This window comes from Dictyobacter halimunensis (assembly GCF_036245075.1).
The window spans coordinates 435726-454934 of the sequence record NZ_BSRI01000002.1 but is presented as its reverse complement, the minus strand read 5'-3'; the positions used below and the strand labels follow the sequence as shown (position 1 = coordinate 454934).

The 19209-nt window shown below is 52.4% G+C and carries 14 protein-coding genes and 1 pseudogene; 11 read left to right on the top strand and 4 right to left on the bottom strand.

Annotation, left to right across the window (positions count from 1 at the left end):
* Nucleotides 1-56: 56 nt before the first annotated feature.
* The 7 genes and pseudogenes from AABA21_RS39420 to AABA21_RS15885 form a co-directional block, all read left to right on the top strand.
* Nucleotides 57-311 (top strand): annotated as a pseudogene (locus AABA21_RS39420) (double zinc ribbon domain-containing protein); the annotation flags it as partial.
* An 18-nt stretch (nt 312-329) separates the two neighbouring features.
* Nucleotides 330-911 (top strand): double zinc ribbon domain-containing protein, encoded by a 582-nt coding sequence (locus AABA21_RS15910; RefSeq protein ID WP_338251770.1) that lies wholly within the window; start codon nt 330-332, stop codon nt 909-911.
* 315 nt (nt 912-1226) lie between these two features.
* On the top strand, nt 1227-2495 hold the full coding sequence (locus AABA21_RS15905; RefSeq protein ID WP_338251768.1) for a M16 family metallopeptidase: 1269 nt from the start codon (nt 1227-1229) through the stop codon (nt 2493-2495).
* 23 nt (nt 2496-2518) lie between these two features.
* Entirely contained in the window at nt 2519-6031 is a 3513-nt protein-coding gene (locus AABA21_RS15900) for a tetratricopeptide repeat protein (protein WP_338251765.1), read from the top strand.
* A gap of 44 nt (nt 6032-6075) precedes the next feature.
* Nucleotides 6076-6423, top strand: coding sequence for a roadblock/LC7 domain-containing protein (locus tag AABA21_RS15895; protein WP_338251763.1), 348 nt, complete (start codon nt 6076-6078; stop codon nt 6421-6423).
* A 26-nt stretch (nt 6424-6449) separates the two neighbouring features.
* A complete protein-coding gene (ndk, locus tag AABA21_RS15890; protein WP_126594371.1) occupies nt 6450-6911 on the top strand; it encodes a nucleoside-diphosphate kinase in 462 nt (153 codons plus the stop codon).
* 774 nt (nt 6912-7685) lie between these two features.
* Entirely contained in the window at nt 7686-8456 is a 771-nt protein-coding gene (locus AABA21_RS15885; protein ID WP_338251759.1) for a CPBP family intramembrane glutamic endopeptidase, read from the top strand.
* 44 nt (nt 8457-8500) lie between these two features.
* Here the strand turns inward: AABA21_RS15885 and AABA21_RS15880 are convergent, their stop codons facing one another.
* Together AABA21_RS15880 and pncB are read right to left on the bottom strand one after the other, a co-directional pair.
* Nucleotides 8501-9295 carry a hypothetical protein gene (locus tag AABA21_RS15880; protein ID WP_338251757.1) on the bottom strand — a complete coding sequence of 265 codons (795 nt, stop codon included), beginning with the start codon at nt 9293-9295 and terminating at the stop codon, nt 8501-8503.
* A gap of 199 nt (nt 9296-9494) precedes the next feature.
* Entirely contained in the window at nt 9495-10889 is a 1395-nt protein-coding gene (gene pncB, locus AABA21_RS15875) for a nicotinate phosphoribosyltransferase (RefSeq protein ID WP_338251755.1), read from the bottom strand.
* Nucleotides 10890-11269: 380 nt separating this feature from the next.
* Between pncB and AABA21_RS15870 the strand changes: the two genes are divergently transcribed.
* The 3 genes from AABA21_RS15870 (at nt 11270) to AABA21_RS15860 (ending at nt 15370) form a co-directional block, all read left to right on the top strand.
* Complete coding sequence (locus AABA21_RS15870; RefSeq protein WP_338251753.1) at nt 11270-12787, top strand: phytoene desaturase; 1518 nt, start codon at nt 11270-11272, stop codon at nt 12785-12787.
* A 190-nt stretch (nt 12788-12977) separates the two neighbouring features.
* Nucleotides 12978-14033 carry an alpha/beta hydrolase gene (locus tag AABA21_RS15865; protein ID WP_338251751.1) on the top strand — a complete coding sequence of 352 codons (1056 nt, stop codon included), beginning with the start codon at nt 12978-12980 and terminating at the stop codon, nt 14031-14033.
* A gap of 287 nt (nt 14034-14320) precedes the next feature.
* Nucleotides 14321-15370, top strand: coding sequence for a hypothetical protein (locus AABA21_RS15860; protein ID WP_338251749.1), 1050 nt, complete (start codon nt 14321-14323; stop codon nt 15368-15370).
* A gap of 34 nt (nt 15371-15404) precedes the next feature.
* Here the strand turns inward: AABA21_RS15860 and AABA21_RS15855 are convergent, their stop codons facing one another.
* Nucleotides 15405-16820 carry a dihydrolipoyl dehydrogenase family protein gene (locus AABA21_RS15855; protein WP_338251747.1) on the bottom strand — a complete coding sequence of 472 codons (1416 nt, stop codon included), beginning with the start codon at nt 16818-16820 and terminating at the stop codon, nt 15405-15407.
* A 333-nt stretch (nt 16821-17153) separates the two neighbouring features.
* Between AABA21_RS15855 and zwf the strand changes: the two genes are divergently transcribed.
* Nucleotides 17154-18743 carry a glucose-6-phosphate dehydrogenase gene (zwf, locus tag AABA21_RS15850; RefSeq protein WP_338251745.1) on the top strand — a complete coding sequence of 530 codons (1590 nt, stop codon included), beginning with the start codon at nt 17154-17156 and terminating at the stop codon, nt 18741-18743.
* 119 nt (nt 18744-18862) lie between these two features.
* Here the strand turns inward: zwf and AABA21_RS15845 are convergent, their stop codons facing one another.
* The gene (locus tag AABA21_RS15845; protein WP_338251743.1) at nt 18863-19093 is read right to left on the bottom strand and encodes a CsbD family protein; all 231 of its coding nucleotides are present in this window, start codon (nt 19091-19093) and stop codon (nt 18863-18865) included.
* Nucleotides 19094-19209: the final 116 nt, after the last annotated feature.

The following is a 19209-nucleotide window of genomic DNA, read 5'->3' as shown; positions in this document are numbered from 1 at the left end:
GTTTAAATATACAGGTAGCAAATACAACGTTCTACGTTGCGAAAGGCAGGCGCGGAATGGCAACGTGTACATTTTGTGGAACTAATGTCACTGGAAAAAAGTTTTGTCCTGAATGTGGTACCGCCGTACAACCAGCGGCGGCTATTGGACACTGTCCTCAGTGTCAGGGTGAGGTGCGAGCGGATGCGTCTTTTTGTATGCATTGCGGCGCGTCATTGAAGGGGACTGCGGCCCCTGTGACTCCACCACCTCCTGCGACGCGTCCGTGTCCGGCGTGTCATACACAAGTCGGGTTGGATAGTGCGTTCTGTACGCAATGTGGGCATGATATGCGTTTACCGGCCCAGCCCGCGGGTCTGCATTGCAGGCAGTGTGGTCAGGCTAATGCCGCCAATATGAGATTTTGTGGTGGCTGTGGCGCGCCCCTGGGCAATCAGTCGGGGCAGTACGCTCCACAATCGCCTAATCCTGCCTATCAGCAGCCGTATGTGCAGCCGTATCCCCAGCAGCCTCAGACCTATGGGCAGGGCGGCTATCAGGCGCAGCCGATGATGGGACAGCCACCGCTAGCTCTGCGCTGTCCGACCTGTATGGCTATGGCGCCTGTTGGCTCGACCAACTGTGTGAGTTGCCGAACCAGCCTGGCTGGCGTGGTGCCGACTCCTGTTACCATGCAGGGTCAGCAGGCAGGCATGGGTGGTTTCTTGCAAGGCAACGGTGGTAAATATGCCATGGGCGCGTTGGGTGGAGCCGCTGCCGTTCTGGGTGGTGAAATGTTGATGCGCGGCATCGAAAATGAGATTGAAGGCGACATTGGTATGGGGGGACATCGTCACCATCATCGCCGTGATGATGACGATGGAATGTTGGGCGGCCTGGGTAGACTGGCTGACGATATCGGCCTGATTTAATCTCCCCTTTCCGGATGGAGTATGTGCTTACCTGCTCCATCCACACCGTTCGCACCGCTGTTGGCGTGCTCATATGACTGATGAAATCATTAGTCAAGCTTGCGGCTTTTCTTCCTATTCCGTTTGTGTTCTGTTGCGGCAGCCTGCTAAACCGTCTATAATACTGCGAGTAATCTAAATTTGTATGCAGGAAATCGAAGAACAGTTAAACCATCGGATTTGTATCAGTATTTTTTTGATCAGGTACTATAAGGAGATCGGGGCACTCTTTTCACCCATGAATGAGGCTCTGTGCCCAATTAGCGAATGAATTACGTGCGAACAACACTACATAACGGACTACGCCTACTTACCACCCATATGCCTGGTATGCGCTCTGCGAGTATCTCTTTCTTTTTTAATGTTGGTTCTCGCTATGAACCAGAGGATATCTCTGGCATTTCCCATTTTATTGAGCATATGCTTTTTAAGGGTTCTCAGCAGTATCCAAGTGCGAAGGCCATTTCTGATGCGATTGAAGGGGTGGGAGGTAGTTTTAATGGGAGCACCGGTAAAGAGCTGACTAACTATACTGCCCGTGTGCCCGGTGAATATTTATCGGTGGTACTGCAGGCCATGGCCGATATGATTCGACACCCACTTTTTGATCCCACGGAAGTGGAGAAAGAGCGCGGCGTTATTATTGAGGAACTGAGTGCCACCCAGGATGATCCACAAGAGTGGGTCAATCTTTTAGCCGATGAGGTCATGTGGCCGGGTTTGCCATTGGGGCGTGATGACGCCGGTTCGGTGGAGGTCGTGTCGCGTATCCAGCGTCAACAGATGCTGGACTACCTGGGTACCTATTATCGACCCAACTCCCTGGTGCTCAGTATCGCGGGCAACATTGACCATGAGCAAGTCATCGCGCAGGTAAAGCAGTTATTTGAGGACTGGGAGCCTGCGGAGCATCCTCTCTGGACGGAAAGTCTTCCGCCTCGTGGTGTTTCCCCCGTGCGTATGATTCAAAAAGATACGGAGCAGACAAATATTTGTTTAGCCACGCTTGGAGCCGCGTATGCATCCTCAGACTATTATCCTCTGCTGCTGATTAATGGTATCCTTGGTGATGGAATGAGTTCGCGTCTTTTCCAGTCGATTCGTGAAGAGCAGGGCCTGGCCTACGATATTGGAAGTTATGTCAATAGCTATTATGAAACTGGTAGCCTGGTCGTCAGTGCTGGTGTTGATCCTTCGCGCGCCTCGGCGGCCGTTCGCGCAATTATTGCTGAACTTACCCGATTGCGTCAGGAGCCGGTTCCTGCTGATGAGATGCAGCGAATAAAAGCGTACGTTCGAGGTGGTATTCTGCTCGGTTTAGAAGGAACGCAACAGATGGCTTCCTGGTTGGGAAGTCAGGAATGCCTCTATAACCGCGTGTGGAACGTGGACGAGGTAATTGCAAAGGTGGATGCTGTCACTGTTGAAGATATACAGCGTGTAGCGCGGAACTGCTTTGCTCCTGAATGGCGTCGTCTGGCGATTATCGGACCAGACTCTCCCCATCGGGTCGAGCAATTTAACAGATTGCTCACGGGGGCATAGGCGGGAAGAGGAGAGCAAGTTTTATGGCACAAATAACGCTTCGTGATTATTTGCAAGAGATCGAGGACGCAATTAGTTCGAAACGCGTCGATGAAGCTCTTGCCAGTTGTCAGTATGTTCTGGCTTTTTTCCCGGAATCGCTTGAGGCGCAACGTCTTCTTGGTGAGGTATATCTGGCTCAAGATAAGTTGGAGGATGCGCAGCAGGCGTTCGATTGGGTATTGACCAATGATCCTGACAATGTCATTGCCTATTGTAGTCGCGCGCTGGTCAGCGAGCGCATGTCTGACTATGATACAGCTCTGGATTGTTACCAGCAGGCCTATGAGTTGAGTCGGGGGAACGGACAGATTCGGCAGGCATTTAATCAACTGAGTGAGAAGGTGGGTCAGCCAGGCTTTATGTTCTCACGCGCGGGTCTCGCGCGTCTTTATATGAGGGGTGATCTGCTGATCCAGGCCGCGCAAGAGTGGGATATCGTGCTCTCAATGTATCCCGATCGTCTGGATGCCCGCACCGGTCTACTGGAAGTCTACTGGCGGCAGGGCCTTCATGAAAAGGCTATCCCGTTGGCAGAACATATCCTTCAAGATGTGCCTGGATGTATCAAGGCGTTATTGTTACTGGCGTATATGGTGGCACCACAGGATATGTTGCGGTCACAGGAGTTGATCAAACAGGTAGAGGCTCTGGACCCGGACCTGATGCTTGCCCATGATTTATTTGCTGACCATATGGCAAATCAGGCTGGCGATCCCTTCCTGAAACTGTTAAGTAAATCGTCTGCGGTACTGGGTGCGCCTGGTTCATCGGCTAGCATGGCGCCATCTCAACCGGCAGACGCACTGGCAGGGTTAAACGTCGGGTCCGATGCTTTATCCGCCTGGGGTAGCAATGCGAACTGGGGCACCGATGAAACGCTAGTAAAGCCGCGCTCAGATGAAGCTTCCCCTCAGCCTGATGTTTCGTCACTACCCTCGTGGATGTCTGAGGATATTCCATCCAGATCACAGAGCGCGACGTCTTCCTGGGATAATCATGACGCCTGGAACGCGGCCGCTCCACAGCAGGCATCGGCAACCAATGAGCAACCTGACCAGGCCGAGCCATGGCAGCTTTTGCAGAATGCCTTGAATAGCATCAGCCCCGACGTAGCCAGTCATGCTTCCGATCCAGGTCTGGAAGATTCCAATGCGCCAGCGTGGCCGGACACAAGTGATATTGGCTTTGTTCCGCAGCACGCAGATGCCGATATCTCTGATAGCCAGGAGGCAGAGCTTGCTGCCGATGATCATATAGAGGACGATGCCGATCAGTCATGGTCATTTGCGATCCCTGAAGCGGCAAAGAATAATGCGGCGGTCCCCGCCTGGTTAAACATGCTCGCTCAAGATGAAGCTAAACCAGTGCAACCGCAGCAGCCAGAGGTCGCGGAGTCCCAGGAAGAGCAACCTGTCTCGTCTGAGAAGACGTGGCAGCCAGAGCCGGCAGACCAGACTCAGCAGAAAGCAGAGCCTGTAAAGTCCTTTGAATCAGCACCAGAGCGAGCCGATACGTCTCAGCCTGAAGAAGTGTTGGAGGAGGAATTACCCTTTGGCCCGGCATGGCTGAAATCTCTTGGAGCAGCCTCCCTGGATGGTACCGGCGCGTATGATTTTTCTGAATTAGTACGGCAGCAACACTCCGATGATCTTCCTTCTCAACCAGAGGTCGCGGCCGCTTCTGCTGAAGCCCGGCCAACTCAATCATCTCAATCTGAGATCCCCGCTCCGAACCAGCAAAGTAGTGGAGCCTCATGGGAGCAGCCGTCGGTGCAGAAGAGTAGCGGAGCCTCGTGGGAGCAGCCGTCGGTGCAGAAGAGTAGCGGAGCCTCGTGGGAGCAGTCCAAACCACCGGTTGCACAGTCAAAATCGCAGGGATTCCAGGACCCTTCCTGGTTGCTAGAGTCTCCATCGCAGCCCCAAAAGAAGCAGAGCGGTTCCACCTGGGAACAGCCTGATGCGCAGTTCGCTGAGCAGCAGCAGACTTCTGCGGCTTCATCAACCGCTGAATCAGCACTGAACCAGCTGGTTGAAGAGTCACAGAGCGCACCGGCCAACAACGATCCCTGGGCTGCCTGGCAGTCAGCCTATGCTCCTTCACAATCGCAGCAGCAGCCAGCTGGGAGCCAGGATTTCTGGTCTTCATTTGAGTCCAATCGCGAGCCTGCGCCACTTGAACAGCCTTCCTGGATGCAGCAGTTAAGTCAAAGCAGCGCTTCCCCATCTGATCAGAACCCCGATGTAATGGATGAGGCGCCAGCCGAGCAGGTTAATCCTTCCTGGTACGAGAAACAAGCTCCAGAGCCGGCGCGCGAAGAGGCCATACAGCCAGCCGAAAGCGCTCCAGTCGCTGAATCTGCCCGGCCTGTCGTGGAAGATCCCTGGGCTATTCTCAACCAGCAGGTGCAATCGCAGTCGATCGACTATGATTGGTTGGCGCAACTGGCCGGAGGCACCCAATCATCCGCCAGTGCACCCGCAGCGCAGGAAGAGACAACCAATGCACCTGGTGAGAAACCCGACGAGGCCCAGCAAGCCACCGAAGAGCAAAATCTGGTCACTACCCTGGAGGAGTTAGAGCAGAGACTGCGCTCGCGTGGTTTCACACCACTTGAGCCAAATTCGCTGGCCAGTATTGCCCATAGCCAGGAAAATGGACAGGCATCAGAGGAGCAACCGCAAGAGGTGGCAGAAGGCGATCGCTCTTCATCCACAAGCGCGTCCGAGCCATCTCTCTCATCGGCTCTGGCAGAACTGGGGAACTTCTTCCCGCGACCGGCTGAGCCAACTCCACTAGAGACCCAGGCTCCATCCGCTGAGCCTGAGCCATCCTGGTTAGCGGCTCTGGGCACGGTTCCTGCCGCGAGAAATACGCCGCCATCAGAGGCGCAAGTCCCTGAGCAGCCGATCACAGAGACTGCCCCGGAGACCACCGATACGCGGCAGTCTGAGCCTGTAATTGCCCAGCCATCTGTAGCCCCTGCGCGACCTGCTGAAGCGGCTGCATTCCAGCCATCGGAGCATGTGTCCACAGAATCTGAGGCGGCCCCAGTAGCTCGCGTGAATCCTTTGCTGGACAGTGAGCTTGAAACTACCATGAAGCGACCAGCTGTACGCTTACAGCCCATACAGCGTGCCACTACACGTGACGTGGGTCGTATGGGGGCAAATCGTGCCCGTAGTGGTGAACGGGTGGGACAGCGTATTGCCGAGGGTGTAAACATCAGCCATCGTGAGCGCTTGATTAGAGGTTACCAGGCTCAATTAATTGGAGATTTTGATAACGCGATGCAAGAGTATCGTGTGATCATCAGGAACGCCCCTGAATTGCTTGGTGAGGTCGTCAGTAATGTGCGCGCGTTACTGAAGCTGGCCCCCAACTATTCTTCTGGATATCGCGTTCTGGGTGACGCGTATATGCGTCAAGGGGAGTACTTACAGGCGATGGAAGCGTACAATAAGGCGCTAACAATGGCCAAGAAGGCGAAGGCCTGATATTGGTGAGTATGGTACATCATCCAGAAAGAAGGAGTCTTTAAGTGGAAACCATCCTGCAACGTTTAACAGACCTCGAAGAGGTATATGATGCGATTCTTGTTGGGAAAGATGGCCTGATTGTCTCTGGTATACTACACAGCGAGGATGAGGAAGTTACTGGGGCGATGGCGGCCGCCGCTTTTGGCTCCATTAGTGATTTAACGAACCAGGTACATAATGGTGAGGCGAGGCACGTGATTGTCGAAACAAAAACTGGTACAATCCAAATGGAAGAAGCAGGTGACCTGATCCTCATCGTTACTACACAGGGCACAGGAAATCTTGGGCGCGTACGCGTAGAGATGAAAAAAGCCTGCCAGCAACTGATCCAGTTGGTTGCCAGTTATTAATACATATAAGGAGTTTCTGTAACGTTATGGAACGTACACTGATTTTGCTTAAACCCGATGCGGTACAAAGAGATCTCGTCGGTGAAATTATTTCCCGCCTGGAGCGCAAAGGTCTCAAGCTGGTTGGCTTGAAACTGATGAGCCTGTCAAGCGAACTGTTGAATGAGCACTATAGCCACCTGGTTAGCCGCCCATTCTTCCCCGAGGTGAAGTCTTTCATGCAGCGCACCCCTGTCGTCGCGATCTGTGTCGAGGGCTATAAATGTGTGGACGCCGTTCGTCTGCTGGCCGGCGTTACCAACTCCCGTGAGGCCACACCTGGCACTATTCGCGGTGAGTTCTCTATGAGCATGCAGGCCAACCTGATCCACTGCTCCGATTCCCTGGAGACCGCGCAGGTTGAGGTGCCCCGCTTCTTCAAGCCTGAAGAGCTTTTTGAGTACGACGATATCCTGCAGGATTACGTCTATAATTCCACCGAGCGCTAAGTAAAAAAAAAGCACCTGCCACATAAAAAGGGTCAGCGAGCACTTTCCTGCCGGGAAAGTGCTCGCTGACCCTTTTTCTTACATGGTATCATTCCCTGCAGCCACATCAACACACATGTGTGACCCTGCCTGAGCAGGCCCTATATGGATAAATGGGTGAAAGCGATAACATGTATGGTGAGGATGAGCTGTATGTGTATTCAGATATACTCTGAAAACGCTCCGGTCCTGATAAATTGCTGATACATGTCCAGGGATCGAGATGGAGACGTAGGCTCCAGGTGGACATGGATCGTGGACTGATATCGGCGATCTAGTATCTTTCGCCTGATGCGCTTAACGTGAGGCGGCCCCGGCGGTCGTAGGTTCCTCAGCGGTGGCATGCTGAGCCTGTTTTCTTTTCTTGCTGAGACGCCAGCAACAAGCCTTGCTACGGAAACACTTTTCCTGTTCGTCAAGGGTCTCAGGTGGGGTGCCTTTGAGACAGAACACCTGATACATTGGTTCTCCCGACACATCATTGCATGGGAACCAACGTTCCCGGTAAAACGGGCAAGCATTTTTGTGCCTGCGCCAGTTGGAATTTTCTGCTGGATTTGTTTCGATTGTCCCTGCCAACCAGGTATCCTTCCTAACTATATGTGACGTGCTATATGTGAAAACGATGGTTTGCACCTAGTATACCATATCTTTTCTGTAGTAATAGGGGTATGACTACAGACAGTGTGGGGGGTGTAATGGTATAATTGATTATGAAAAAACCGGAGTAAGCTCTTGCTTAAACAGAAGTTTGATCGCGTCCCCTGGACTACTACCCAGACCTTCAATGGAATTTTCTTGACCCTGATTCCATGGATTGCATTTACAGTTGTAAGCTCTCTTTTCAGCACCAGTACTACAGGCCAGGCGGCCAAACCTCTCGATCCACAGGCGGATATAGCCAACGCCGTTGTCTCGCTCATTTTTTCACTGATTATCTACAGCGCTTTTTTGATGGCGCCGTTTTTTTATGCCCGGCGTTACAGCCAGGCAGATGGAGCCGATCAACGTTCAGTCTGGCAAATGCTGGGGTTTCGTCGTTGTAATGTAGGCCTGGCGGTGCTGCTGGTGCTCGGCTTGTTGGTGCTGATCATTTTACTGAACCAGGTCTACTCGTACCTGATTACAACGTTTCATCTTCCTCTGCAAACAAACGACCAGCTTGTTTTGCAGCGCGCGAAGACTGCTCCCATCACGACCTACGTCTCACTGTTCATAGCGGTTGTTGTAGCGCCTTTCTGCGAGGAGATCTTTTTCCGCAGCTTCTCATTTATGGGACTCAAAAACGGTATGCCACCGGTGATCGCGGTGATATTGAGCGCCTTGATCTTTGGGGCCGCCCATGGTGATCCTGCCTCACTGCCGGTCCTTTTCTTCATTGGTATCGCCCTCGCCATTCTGCGTCTGGTGACCGGTTCTTACTGGCCCGGCTACTTCTTACACTTTTTAAACAATGCCCTGAGCGCCTTGCTGATCATTCTGGCAGTACACGGAGTGCATATCTGATTCTATAAGCTGTTGTTTCGCCTCCTGCTCGCCAGCACAATGGGCTAGCGATTGATCTGACGATAGATACGCCATTCTTCCTGAAAAACCCTGACGGCAGCGAGTAAGAGGCAGAGAAAGCCTACCTGGAGGAAGAAGACGTTTTGCTCAGTGGTTAGCGTGCTGGATCTGTTAAGAACGATGAACAGGATGGTTGCCAGGCCAAAGAGAAAGGTGAGCCCGGGCTGATCACGCCAGCAAGAGGGGCGCAACCACCAGATCGCGACGCTCAGATAAAGTGTCCAGGCTACGATCCTGCCCTCGATAAATAGGAGCGAGTTGCTCCCTGCAGGCACTTTCAGATAGCTATAGCCAAGGTAGGCACAGAAGGCCAGGAGTACCAGCCAGAGCAGAATGGCATCCCATAACTTCAGTCGTACGCGAGCTACAGAGAGACAGAGGGAACCGGCAAGCAAGGCACTGTTGGTGGCGGCGTGCATTTGAATCGTTAAGGGATCCTGCGCACCCACGCCATGTTTGCTTAGCCAGAACCCGCCAAAGCTGCAGGCGGCCCAGATAAGTCCAAACAGAGCTCCACCACGTACCCACCACGAGTGACCGGTGAGCAATACCACCAGCCAGGCAACCATGAGGACCACACTATAGACTATAGCCACGCGCTCAACCGAGTAGAGGCCGCTATTGAGCCAGATGAATGTGAGCAGGCTGGCAAGGCCAAGTCCAAAGCCAAGCAAGGCCGTGAAGAAAACAGTAAACGGCGGCGTCCAGATGATGGCCTGGGTGCCGGCTGTATTCTCTTCCGGCTGAGAAATAATATCTGAATGTGTTGAAGACTGCATGTTTGTATCCGTCACAAAAATAGCCTTATCTTTATATTTTGTTGAATCTATTCTTAGAACGAATGAGTTCCGCTATCTGGCACACTGGCAACCAGAGATCCTAATGGCAGATCCTTTTAAATCAGCGGTGGGGCGCAACGGAGAGCAAATGCTCCCCGTTGCGCCCCACCGCTGATTTAACTTTTGGAGCACCGCAGGTTTATTCCTCGATGCCGCCGACCAGGTCGAAGGCCTGTTTGCGCAATGCCTGCATGCCTTCGCTGAAGTGCACTGGATACGGTTCTGTGACCGTGAGCTGCCGATAGTGTTCTGGCAGGAGATTGAGATTATACTGGGCTAACTCGCGAATCTCTGAGAGCGGCGGCAGGCTGCCGGGTACGACTTCTCCATTGCGAACGACGGGCTTGAGTAGCCGGTGATAGTTGTCGGGCCGTGGCTCATGGGATAGCTGGATGACATCTTCTTTCCACTCTGGATGGCGATAAATCTCTTTTTTGCCAGGCCAGGTACTCTTGGCGCCAGCGATTTTAATCTTGGGATATTCATTGCCCAGATCATCTACGTACCAGGCTTCTTTATAGACGGTGCCCAGCGCGCCTCCCTCTGCATGCTGCTCAAGTGACCCCGCGCCACTGCCCAGTGCCGTCCCTACCCCGAATGAATCAACGGTTGCACCCTTCTGCAGGATCTCCTGGATCTTCCACTCATCCAGGTCTCCGCTGGCCAGAATGCGTACGCTATGCAGCCCTGCTTTATCAAGTTGCTCGCGTACATAGACGCTATCAGCTACCAGGTCTCCGCTATCCAGGCGTACCGCCGCCAGCGTATGTCCCAGCGTTTCCTGGAAGCGCAATCCTACTTCGATCGCGGTAAGAATGGCACGCCGCACATCGTAGGTATCCAGCAGCAGTGTATAGCGATTGTACGCCTCAGCCACCGCTTCAAAAGCCTCTTTCTCAGTGGGATACATCTCGATCAGCGCATGAGGGACCGTGCCGGTCGCGGGCAGGCGATATTCATAGGCCGCGTTGAGCAGCGAGGTGCTGGAACAACCTCCGATGTAGGAGGCGCGCGCCACTGTCATGGGTTCCTGTGCGCGGCGAAACGAAAATTCAGATACGCGCCGGGGGCGCCCCTGTTCGGCTGCATAGACGATACGGGAAGCCTTTGTCGCGATCAGAGTTGACAGCCCGATGGCCTGTAACAGACCGGCTTCGAGCAGTATGGCTTCACGAAATGGCGCCGTGACCCGCAAAATAGGCTCGTGTGGAAAGGCGATGCTCCCCTCGGGCATGGCCGTGATCTCCCCGGTAAAGCGGAGCTCCGCTAACTCATCAAGGAAGGCCGCATCATAATCACGAATATGGGCCAGAAACTTCAACTCGTCATCTGTATAGCGGAATGACTGCGCAAACTCTACCGCAGCCTCAAGCCCGGCCACCAGTAAGTAGGCGCCTCCAAAGGGGGCCCTGCGCGTATAGAGATCAAAAGTGGTCAATCCATTCTGTCCTGTCCGCCAGGAGACATATGCTGAGTCTGGATGGTACATATCTGTCATCAATCCTGGATGTATACTAGGGGCACGACGATTCATAGCTACTCCCTTTCTTCCGTTTGCGCGCTGCTACTTAGTGTATTTTTTACAATATCCTTCTAAGTGCTACCATTGTACCATACTGAAACAAGTATAGCTTTATTTGTTATGCCGGGCACTCTTGTATACTATTCGTATGCTTGCTATCTGTTGAGCCTGCTACCCTCTTCGTAGGCGTCTGGCGTCACTATAGTGCTCTGGTTGATAGAACTTTAGAATCGCCAGTGCATTTATTTGCTTAGCAGCTATAGATAACCGTACACAGTGCTGAGCGTGGTAGTGGTCTCATCTATACCCAAATTGCAGCGGCTTCTTACTCGTGCACGCAGCAGGTTATCTGAATAGATACATATCACCATCCTTTATGATGAGGAGCAATTATGAATATCATTGTTATTGGTAGTGGTTTTGGTGGGTTAACCGCCGCCATTCGGTTACAGGCCCAGGGCCACCAGGTAACCGTGTTTGAGAAGCGTGATAAGCCCGGCGGGAGGGCATATGTGTATGAGCAGGATGGCTTTACCTTTGATGGTGGTCCAACGATCATTACGGCCCCCTGGCTCATTCATGATCTCTTTGAACTGTGCGGGAAGAAAACCGAAGACTATGTAAACATTATACCCATCGATCCTTTCTATAATATTCGCTTTGAAGATGGCTCGATTTTCCGCTACAATGCCGATCGTGAACAATTGTTGCAGCAGATTCGGGACTTTAACCCGGTGGATGAAGAGGGATACCTGCGGTTTGCGCGCGCGGGCGAGAAGATCTTCAAAACCGGTTTTGAACTGATCGATCAACCTTTTACCACCTTTGGCTCAATGGCTAAAGTATTGCCGGACCTGGTACGCTTACAATCCCAGAAATCCGTGGCTGCCTTTGTGAACCAGTATATCAAGGATGAGCGTCTGCGCCAGGTCTTCAGCTTTCATCCTTTGCTGATCGGCGGCAATCCTTTCCAGAGCACCTCCATTTATGCCCTGATTCATACGCTGGAGCAGCGCTTTGGGGTCTGGTTCGCTATGGGGGGGACCGGCGCCCTGGTGCGTGCCCTGGTCAGCCTCTTTGAGGATATGGGCGGTCAGATGCGGTTGAACCAGGAGGTAAGCGAGATCGTCGTTAATGAGCGAACCAGGCGGTCCGAAGGGGTGAGTACCCGCGCGGGTGAGTTTTTCCCGGCGGATATCGTCGTCAGCAATGCCGATGTAGCCTTTACCTATATGCGCCTGATCCCCGAGCGTTTTCGCCAGAAGAATAGCGATCGCAAGCTCAAAAACATGCAATACTCGATGTCACTTTTTGTGCTCTATTTTGGCACCGATCGCAAGTATGAAAATATGGCTCATCATGAAATTCTGATGGGGCCGCGTTATAAAGAATTGCTGGATGACATCTTTAAACGCAAGGTCCTGGCCAAAGATTTCTCGCTCTACCTGCATCGACCGACCGCTACCGATCCTTCCCTGGCGCCGGAGGGTCACGATGCCTGGTATGTCTTATCGCCTGTACCTCATCTGGGAAGCGATACCGATTGGACCACGACCGCCCGTCCCTACCGCGACTCAATCATCCAGTATCTGGAAGAGCACTACATGCCGGACCTATCCAGGCATATTGTGACCGAGCACCACATTGATCCGCTCCATTTCCGCGATGATCTCAACAGCTATCTTGGCAGTGCCTTCTCCGTCGAACCCATCCTGACGCAGTCGGCCTGGTTCCGACCCCACAACGTTAGCGAAGATATTTCCAATCTCTATTTTGCTGGAGCTGGAACTCATCCCGGTGCGGGTTTACCTGGGGTCATGAGTTCGGGTAAAATAGTAGCAGATATGATTGGAGCTAGCGCATCTGATCAAGTGATGCAGCCGCTGGCGCCAGCGTCAAAGGGAAAGTAATGATATGATTCTTATCCTGAAAGCATAGCCCATATCAGAACATGTTTTTGGGGATAGAGAAGGTCGTATCTCGCCCTGCTATTTCTGCGGTGAAGAACTGGAGATCCTCTATTTCTTCACTTCACCTCCTTGTGTTCGGTTGACATGTGTGTTAATCGGTGATCCAGTTTGGAAGTAAAGGAGTTTGTCTATGGCTGGGCAACATCGATGGGCGCTAGGGCTTGCAACCAGTACCGCAAGCATTCTGGGGTTGACAGTCACCAGCGGGTTGGCACTTGTAGCGCATTTCTTTGTACAGGAGTTTTCACGTCCTCATACCCCCATCCCCGATTCGGCGATGGACTGGGGGATGCCCTCGGTCCTGCTTGAAGAGCCTCCACAGATGGCGCAGCGTTCACTGCTCTTTAGTACCGCTGATGGAACACTGCTCTGCGGGGATTTCTGGGCTCAACCCCAGCCGGCACCAACCGTTATTCTCTGTCATGGCTATCGCATTTCGCGCTCCCATCTGCGTTCGGTGGCGCAACTGGAATATGCGCGAGGGTACAACGTCCTCTTTTTTGATTTTCGCGGCCATGGAGATAGCGAAAGCGTCATGACCACTGCTGGCAATGCCGAGGTACGCGACATGGAAGCGGCGATCTTTGTAGCTGGCCATCAACCAGAGACCCTGCCCGGCAAGATTATCATTCATGGTTTTTCAATGGGAGCGGCGGTTGCCCTGCTGACTCCTCCACATCCAGATGTGGTTGCCATCATTGCTGATAGTCCCTATGCTCGCTCAGACGATATTCTACGCCGCCTGGTTGCCTTTCGGCTGGTTGATGAATGGCTCAAGCGTTATCCTCGACAACCACTGCCACAATTGCTGGTGACGCTGCTGGCCTGGAGCATCGTTGGCATGAGCCGCATCGTGTTTCGGCTCCGTTATGGTTTTACTGTTATCGCGCGACCCGATACCAGCTTTAAACGCTGGAAGCAACGCTCGAAAAAGATTTTAAAGTATCATCCTATACCTATACTCTTAATTCACTCATCTGGAGATAATCTGATACCAATAGAGCACGCCCATCAAATCAAGGCGGAAGCGGCTGCCTATGGGGCTCCTCTCGAGACCTACTTTGTCGATGCTAATGTCCATTGTGGTGCCTATGGCTGGAATCCTTTGCAATATGATCTTGTCATTCAGTCATTTTTAGCCAGGCATCTCGCCGATGCTTTGCCCGAGCGCCATCGTCAGTTCTAAAGGTACTTGCTTCCCTGTCTCTCCAGGCCTGGGGAACGCAGGGGTCCCCCTATTCAGCTATGTTGATGCGGCAGAGCGCCGATCGGTGCCCTGCCGCATCAACATATTTTTCTATCTTTTAAACAGGCACAGAGCCATTTTGTGATAAACATTGTGATCTCTCCCCTTGCATATTTGCGAACTTACGTGCATAATCTATTACAAGAAGCGCTCAACATTGTAGTTGCATTCTACGCACTCTATCATCTAGGTATGTTTTTGCTGTACATGAAGGAGCAAATGTAAAAATGTTTCCAGCGGAAGAGGTTTCACAGACGACTGAAGCGCTTGAGCAGCTTTCACAGACGACTGAAGCGCTCGAGAAGCTTCCACGTACGTTCGATCACCGTAGTGCTTTGAATGAGCGTCGTCAACACATTTTACAGCAGAAGCAGTCCGAAAAGAACACGGACGCCTTGCCCTCTCTTGGGTCGGAAACTCCTGGCACTAAATTTGTCTGGAGACAGATGGTGCAGCTACGTGAAGAGAATCGGCGCCTGCGGCTCTCTCTGGAGGAATTACAAGAAAGTTTCAAGCAACTGGATGAAGAAAAGGCGCAGTTGCAGGGTCGTTTTGAGGAGGAAGTTGCCGTCATCCATAGCGGGCATCAGCAAGATATTGTTCACTATCAAACCCATCTCTTAGAATTGATGGATGAGCGCAATCGCCTGCATGATGAGTATGCGGCCCTGAAGGTGGTGCAGCAGGATTTTGCCCACCGCTTTGAGCAGTCGGTCGATGAGGAGATCCAGCAGCGCCTGAATGCTATGGCACAGACGTTAGATGGTCTGGAGGTAGAGGCTGAGATGCCGGATCCCCTGGTGCGTTTTGTGCAATCGGCGGAACTGCGGGCGCGCAGCGATGGAGATCGATACCTGGCGGAGGCAGTTCATTTGAAGCGCGAGATGGAGCGCATAACGGATATACTGGCTAAGGAGCGTCAGCACCTTGACGAGGAGAGGCGCCAGCTGGCTATCTTACAACAGAGCGCATCCCGGCAGGCGCAGATGCGCCAGAAGCTCTTAGATGACCGCTTTCGTACGCGTTGGAAGACGGTCACGCTCTCAACTTCTGCTGGTCTGCTCCTGTTGTTGGTTATTTCCCAGTTTGCCTGCCTGGCGTTTTTGCATATCGCGCTGAGTGGAGCGGTGACGTTGTCTCTCTTATTGCCGATTCTTCTTTGTGCGTTGCTGGCGGCGATTATGGTCAGCCCGCCTGTGCGCTTCTTGAAACATGTGCGTGAGAGCGTGCCACAGCGTAAGAAACACGTGGCTCCCTCTTCGCCCGACGCGGCATAAGTAGCGTTAAACGCGCCTCCAAAGAAGGGGGCGCTTATTTTTTCATGCGCAGAATAGTTTGAATGAGCTTACGATTGGTGGTAGCCGTGCTCCCAAGCAGATAGGCATAAAAGGTTGCCTGTTGAAGGCCCGTACTGTAGGTAGGATAGGGGTGAATCGTATTGTAGATATGGTTGATAGTGAGGTGGTGTTTCATGGCCAGCGCTAGCTCTCCCAGCAACTCTCCCGCCTGTGACCCGATCAGATGGGCTCCCACGATCTCCTCCTTGCGGCCTTTGAGGATTAATTTGATGAAGCCAGCCTGTTCATGTTCTGTTTGAGCGCGGTCAATCTCACGCCAGGGAAAGGTAACTACACGTACATGCTTATATTGGCTTTGCGCCTGCGCCTGTGTCAGGCCAATATGAGCGACCTGGGGCCTGGTAAAGGTGCACCAGGGAAGGACGCGATAATCAACTTTCTGCTTCTTAATTGGAAGGAGCGCATTGCGCACGGCTACCCCGGCCTGATAGGCGGCAATGTGGGTAAAGAAAAGATCGCCCAGCACATCGCCTAGCGCGAAGATATGCGGCAGATTGGTTTGCAGATAATCGTTGACCACGATACCTCGTTCTGTATTATGGAGGCCAATCGAGGCTAGCTCCAGCCCCGCAACATTGGGCTGCCGACCCGTTGCAACCAGCACCGCCTCCGCCTCTAAAAGCAGTGTCTGCTCATCTTGCTGTATGCCGAGCCTTTTCTGACCGTCATGCTGACTGATATGGAGTGGCTGTGCCCGGGTGTAAATAGTGATACCATCCGCGCGCAGCACATTAGCGAGGGCCTCCGCGACTTCTGGCTCTTCGCGTGGTAACAATTGTGGAGCGCGTTGTATAATGGTAACCCGCGCTCCCAGCCGGGCTAGCGCCTGTGCCATCTCCACACCCACCGGTCCACCGCCCAGCACGATCAGAGAAGACGGCAGGCGCGTGAGATCGAAAACCGTTTCATTGGTCAAAAAATCAAGCTCTTCCAGACCAGGGAGATCCGGTATGGCGGGACGAGAACCGGTTGCGATTAAGGTATAGCGGCTGGTGATGTCCATGTCATTGAGCCGCAGCATGGTCGGTGATTGGAATGTTACCTTGCCGAAGGCAACATCTACCCCTTCAATATACGTCTGCTCATTGGCGGCAACGCGTCCAATCACTTCTTGAATGTACTGGCCAACCTTTTCCATATCGATCTGTCCCTGGCCACCCTGTATGCCAAATCGCGCGGCCTGACGCGCCTGCGTGACCAGGTCAGCTACATGGATCAGGCTTTTGCTGGGCACGCATCCATAATGAAGGCAATCGCCTCCCAATCTTTCTTTATCGATGAGAAGTACCCGGGCACCCAGTGAATGCGCGATCTGAGCTGCCGTCAGCCCCGCCGAGCCTCCTCCAATAATGGTGAGATCATAATTCATGAGAGTGTTCTATTCTCCTTGAGCGTTGTGAAATAAAGATAAAGCGCCGATCACCTATCGGGTAAGATTCCCCGCCTTTGCCCTATGGATGCATGTTTATGGTGGATGGGGTTTCAGATGCAGACACATCTGAAATCCCATCCACCATAAAAAATACCTTGAGCCTCCCGCGGGGCATATTTTGGCTCAACAAAGGCTTAAGTGTCAAAGTGTGATATGTGTGGTACGTATATATCATAGACGTGTACGTTTGCCCGGGCTCGCCAATGTCATTCAGTAGAGGGACACGTACAGGTTGGGAAGATTGTTTCGTATTCTTAAGGAGAAACCTTTATGACTCAGCAAGCTACAGCTCCTCATTTAAAGAAGCACACGATCTGGCAAAGTGGCCGTAAACCAGATCCCTGTGCCATTGTGCTATTTGGAGCCACCGGCGATCTGGCGCAACGTAAGATTCTACCAACCCTGGCACACCTTATCCACGACCATCCCCAGCCCGAAACTATGTGTATCGTCGCATTTGCCCGTCGACCACTGGGTGATGATGGCTGGCGCTCCATGGTGCTCGAATCGCTTGATAAATATATGCCTGAAGATGACAAATTGGATGATGAGGCCAAGCAAGCATTCGCGAAACGCCTCTTCTATTGCCAGTCGAACTTTGACGAGGATGAGGGTTACCAGCGTTTAAAGCAACTGCTCGAGAAATTAGATAAAGAACAGGGAACTGGTGGAAACCGCATCTATTACCTGGCTACACCGCCGGACACGGATGTTGAGATTATTCAATCATTGGGCAAGGCCGGCCTGGCTCAGCCCGAGCAGACATCCCAGAATGGCAGTAGCAACGGTCAACAGGAGAAAAAATCCTGGGTGCATATCATTACAGAAAAACCCTTTGGACATGATCTGGAATCGGCCAAAGCCTTGAATAAAGTCATCGGGAGCGTCTTCCATGAGGATCAGATCTACCGCATCGATCACTACATGGGAAAAGAGACCGTCCAAAACATCGTGGCTTTGCGCTTCGCCAATAGTATTATGGAGCCGCTCTGGAATCAAAAGTATATTGATCATATTCAAATTGTGGTTGCTGAGAGTCTGGGTATTGAGAGCCGAGCCGAATATTATGAGCATGCGGGTGCTATTAAGGATATTGTGCAGAATCATGTGATGCAGATCCTCTCACTGACCTGTATGGAGGCGCCAGCTGACTTTTCGCCTAACGATATTCGTGACGAGAAAGTCAAAGTGCTGCGCGCTATCTGTACGCTGACACCTGATGAGGTGGCCGAGAGGACTGTGCGGGGTCAGTATACCGCGGGTACCATGGATGGCCAGCAGGTTCCAGGGTATAAACAAGAGAAGGGGGTCGATCCTAACTCCAAGACCGATACGTTTATGGCTCTCAAGTTGTATATCGAGAACTGGCGCTGGGCTGATGTGCCGATATATATCCGCACCGGCAAGCGTCTCCCCAAACGCAGCACCGAAGTCATGGTTCAGTTCAAGCGTGTGCCCCATCAGTTGTACTCAAAGGATGAAATCAGCGGCATGAAGCCCAACCGTTTGATCTTGCGCATCCAGCCTGAAGAGGGGATCTCGCTCTGTATTGGCGCCAAGAAACCCGGCGCGGCCAATGATCTCTCAAGCATCGACCTGGATGCCTCATATAAGACCGTCTTTGGTATCGAGTTGCCCGATGCATATGAGCGCCTGATCGCCGATTGTATTCTGGGCGATTCTACCCTGTTCATCCGCCGTGACGAGATCGAGGAATCCTGGCGCATCATTGATAGCATCACCAATGCCTGGACAAAGATGGGGCCTGAGACCGTCTATCCTTACGCCGCCGGCACCTGGGGTCCCGAAGAGGCGAATAAATTGATCGAGCGTGATGGTCGCGAGTGGGTAAATCCCTGATGCGCTAGTCATGCATCAGAACACAAAAGAGACGAGCAACCGATTGGCTGCTCGTCTCTTTTGTGTTCTGATGTAGTAGCGTACACTTTTAACAGTGGGGAGAAGTGGCAACTGGCACCTTATTTATTGGGATCAAGGGTGTTATCGATCTTGCGCTCGGTATGACCAACAGTTGATTGGGTCTTGCCTTCGAACTGCTTGGAATTGCCACGAGCCTCTTCCTTAGGATTATCTGTAGCGTGGCCGAGTTTACTCTGAACTTTACCGGCAGTCTCTTTCAACTTACCCTTCAGGGTATCCTCGTTGCCCTGGTCGCCTAAGTCTTTGTGGTCTTTATTGTAGTCGCTCATATGATTTTTCTCCTTTGAATGAATCCTCTTGCGTTTTATTGCGTTAGGATGAATTAATTTTCACCCTTCTTTTGTGATACTCATTAGGGCGGTCAGATGGATACAAATAAACTCTA

Bases quoted from the DNA above. Each gene is read 5' to 3' on its own strand.
- AABA21_RS15910 (WP_338251770.1), top strand. From the start codon at position 330: ATGCGTTTACCGGCCCAGCCCGCGGGTCTGCATTGCAGGCAGTGTGGT.
- AABA21_RS15900 (WP_338251765.1), top strand. From the start codon at position 2,519: ATGGCACAAATAACGCTTCGTGATTATTTGCAAGAGATCGAGGACGCA.
- ndk (WP_126594371.1), top strand. From the start codon at position 6,450: ATGGAACGTACACTGATTTTGCTTAAACCCGATGCGGTACAAAGAGAT.
- AABA21_RS15880 (WP_338251757.1), bottom strand. From the start codon at position 9,295: ATGCAGTCTTCAACACATTCAGATATTATTTCTCAGCCGGAAGAGAAT.
- pncB (WP_338251755.1), bottom strand. From the start codon at position 10,889: ATGAATCGTCGTGCCCCTAGTATACATCCAGGATTGATGACAGATATG.
- AABA21_RS15870 (WP_338251753.1), top strand. From the start codon at position 11,270: ATGAATATCATTGTTATTGGTAGTGGTTTTGGTGGGTTAACCGCCGCC.
- AABA21_RS15865 (WP_338251751.1), top strand. From the start codon at position 12,978: ATGGCTGGGCAACATCGATGGGCGCTAGGGCTTGCAACCAGTACCGCA.
- AABA21_RS15860 (WP_338251749.1), top strand. From the start codon at position 14,321: ATGTTTCCAGCGGAAGAGGTTTCACAGACGACTGAAGCGCTTGAGCAG.
- AABA21_RS15855 (WP_338251747.1), bottom strand. From the start codon at position 16,820: ATGAATTATGATCTCACCATTATTGGAGGAGGCTCGGCGGGGCTGACG.
- zwf (WP_338251745.1), top strand. From the start codon at position 17,154: ATGACTCAGCAAGCTACAGCTCCTCATTTAAAGAAGCACACGATCTGG.
- AABA21_RS15845 (WP_338251743.1), bottom strand. From the start codon at position 19,093: ATGAGCGACTACAATAAAGACCACAAAGACTTAGGCGACCAGGGCAAC.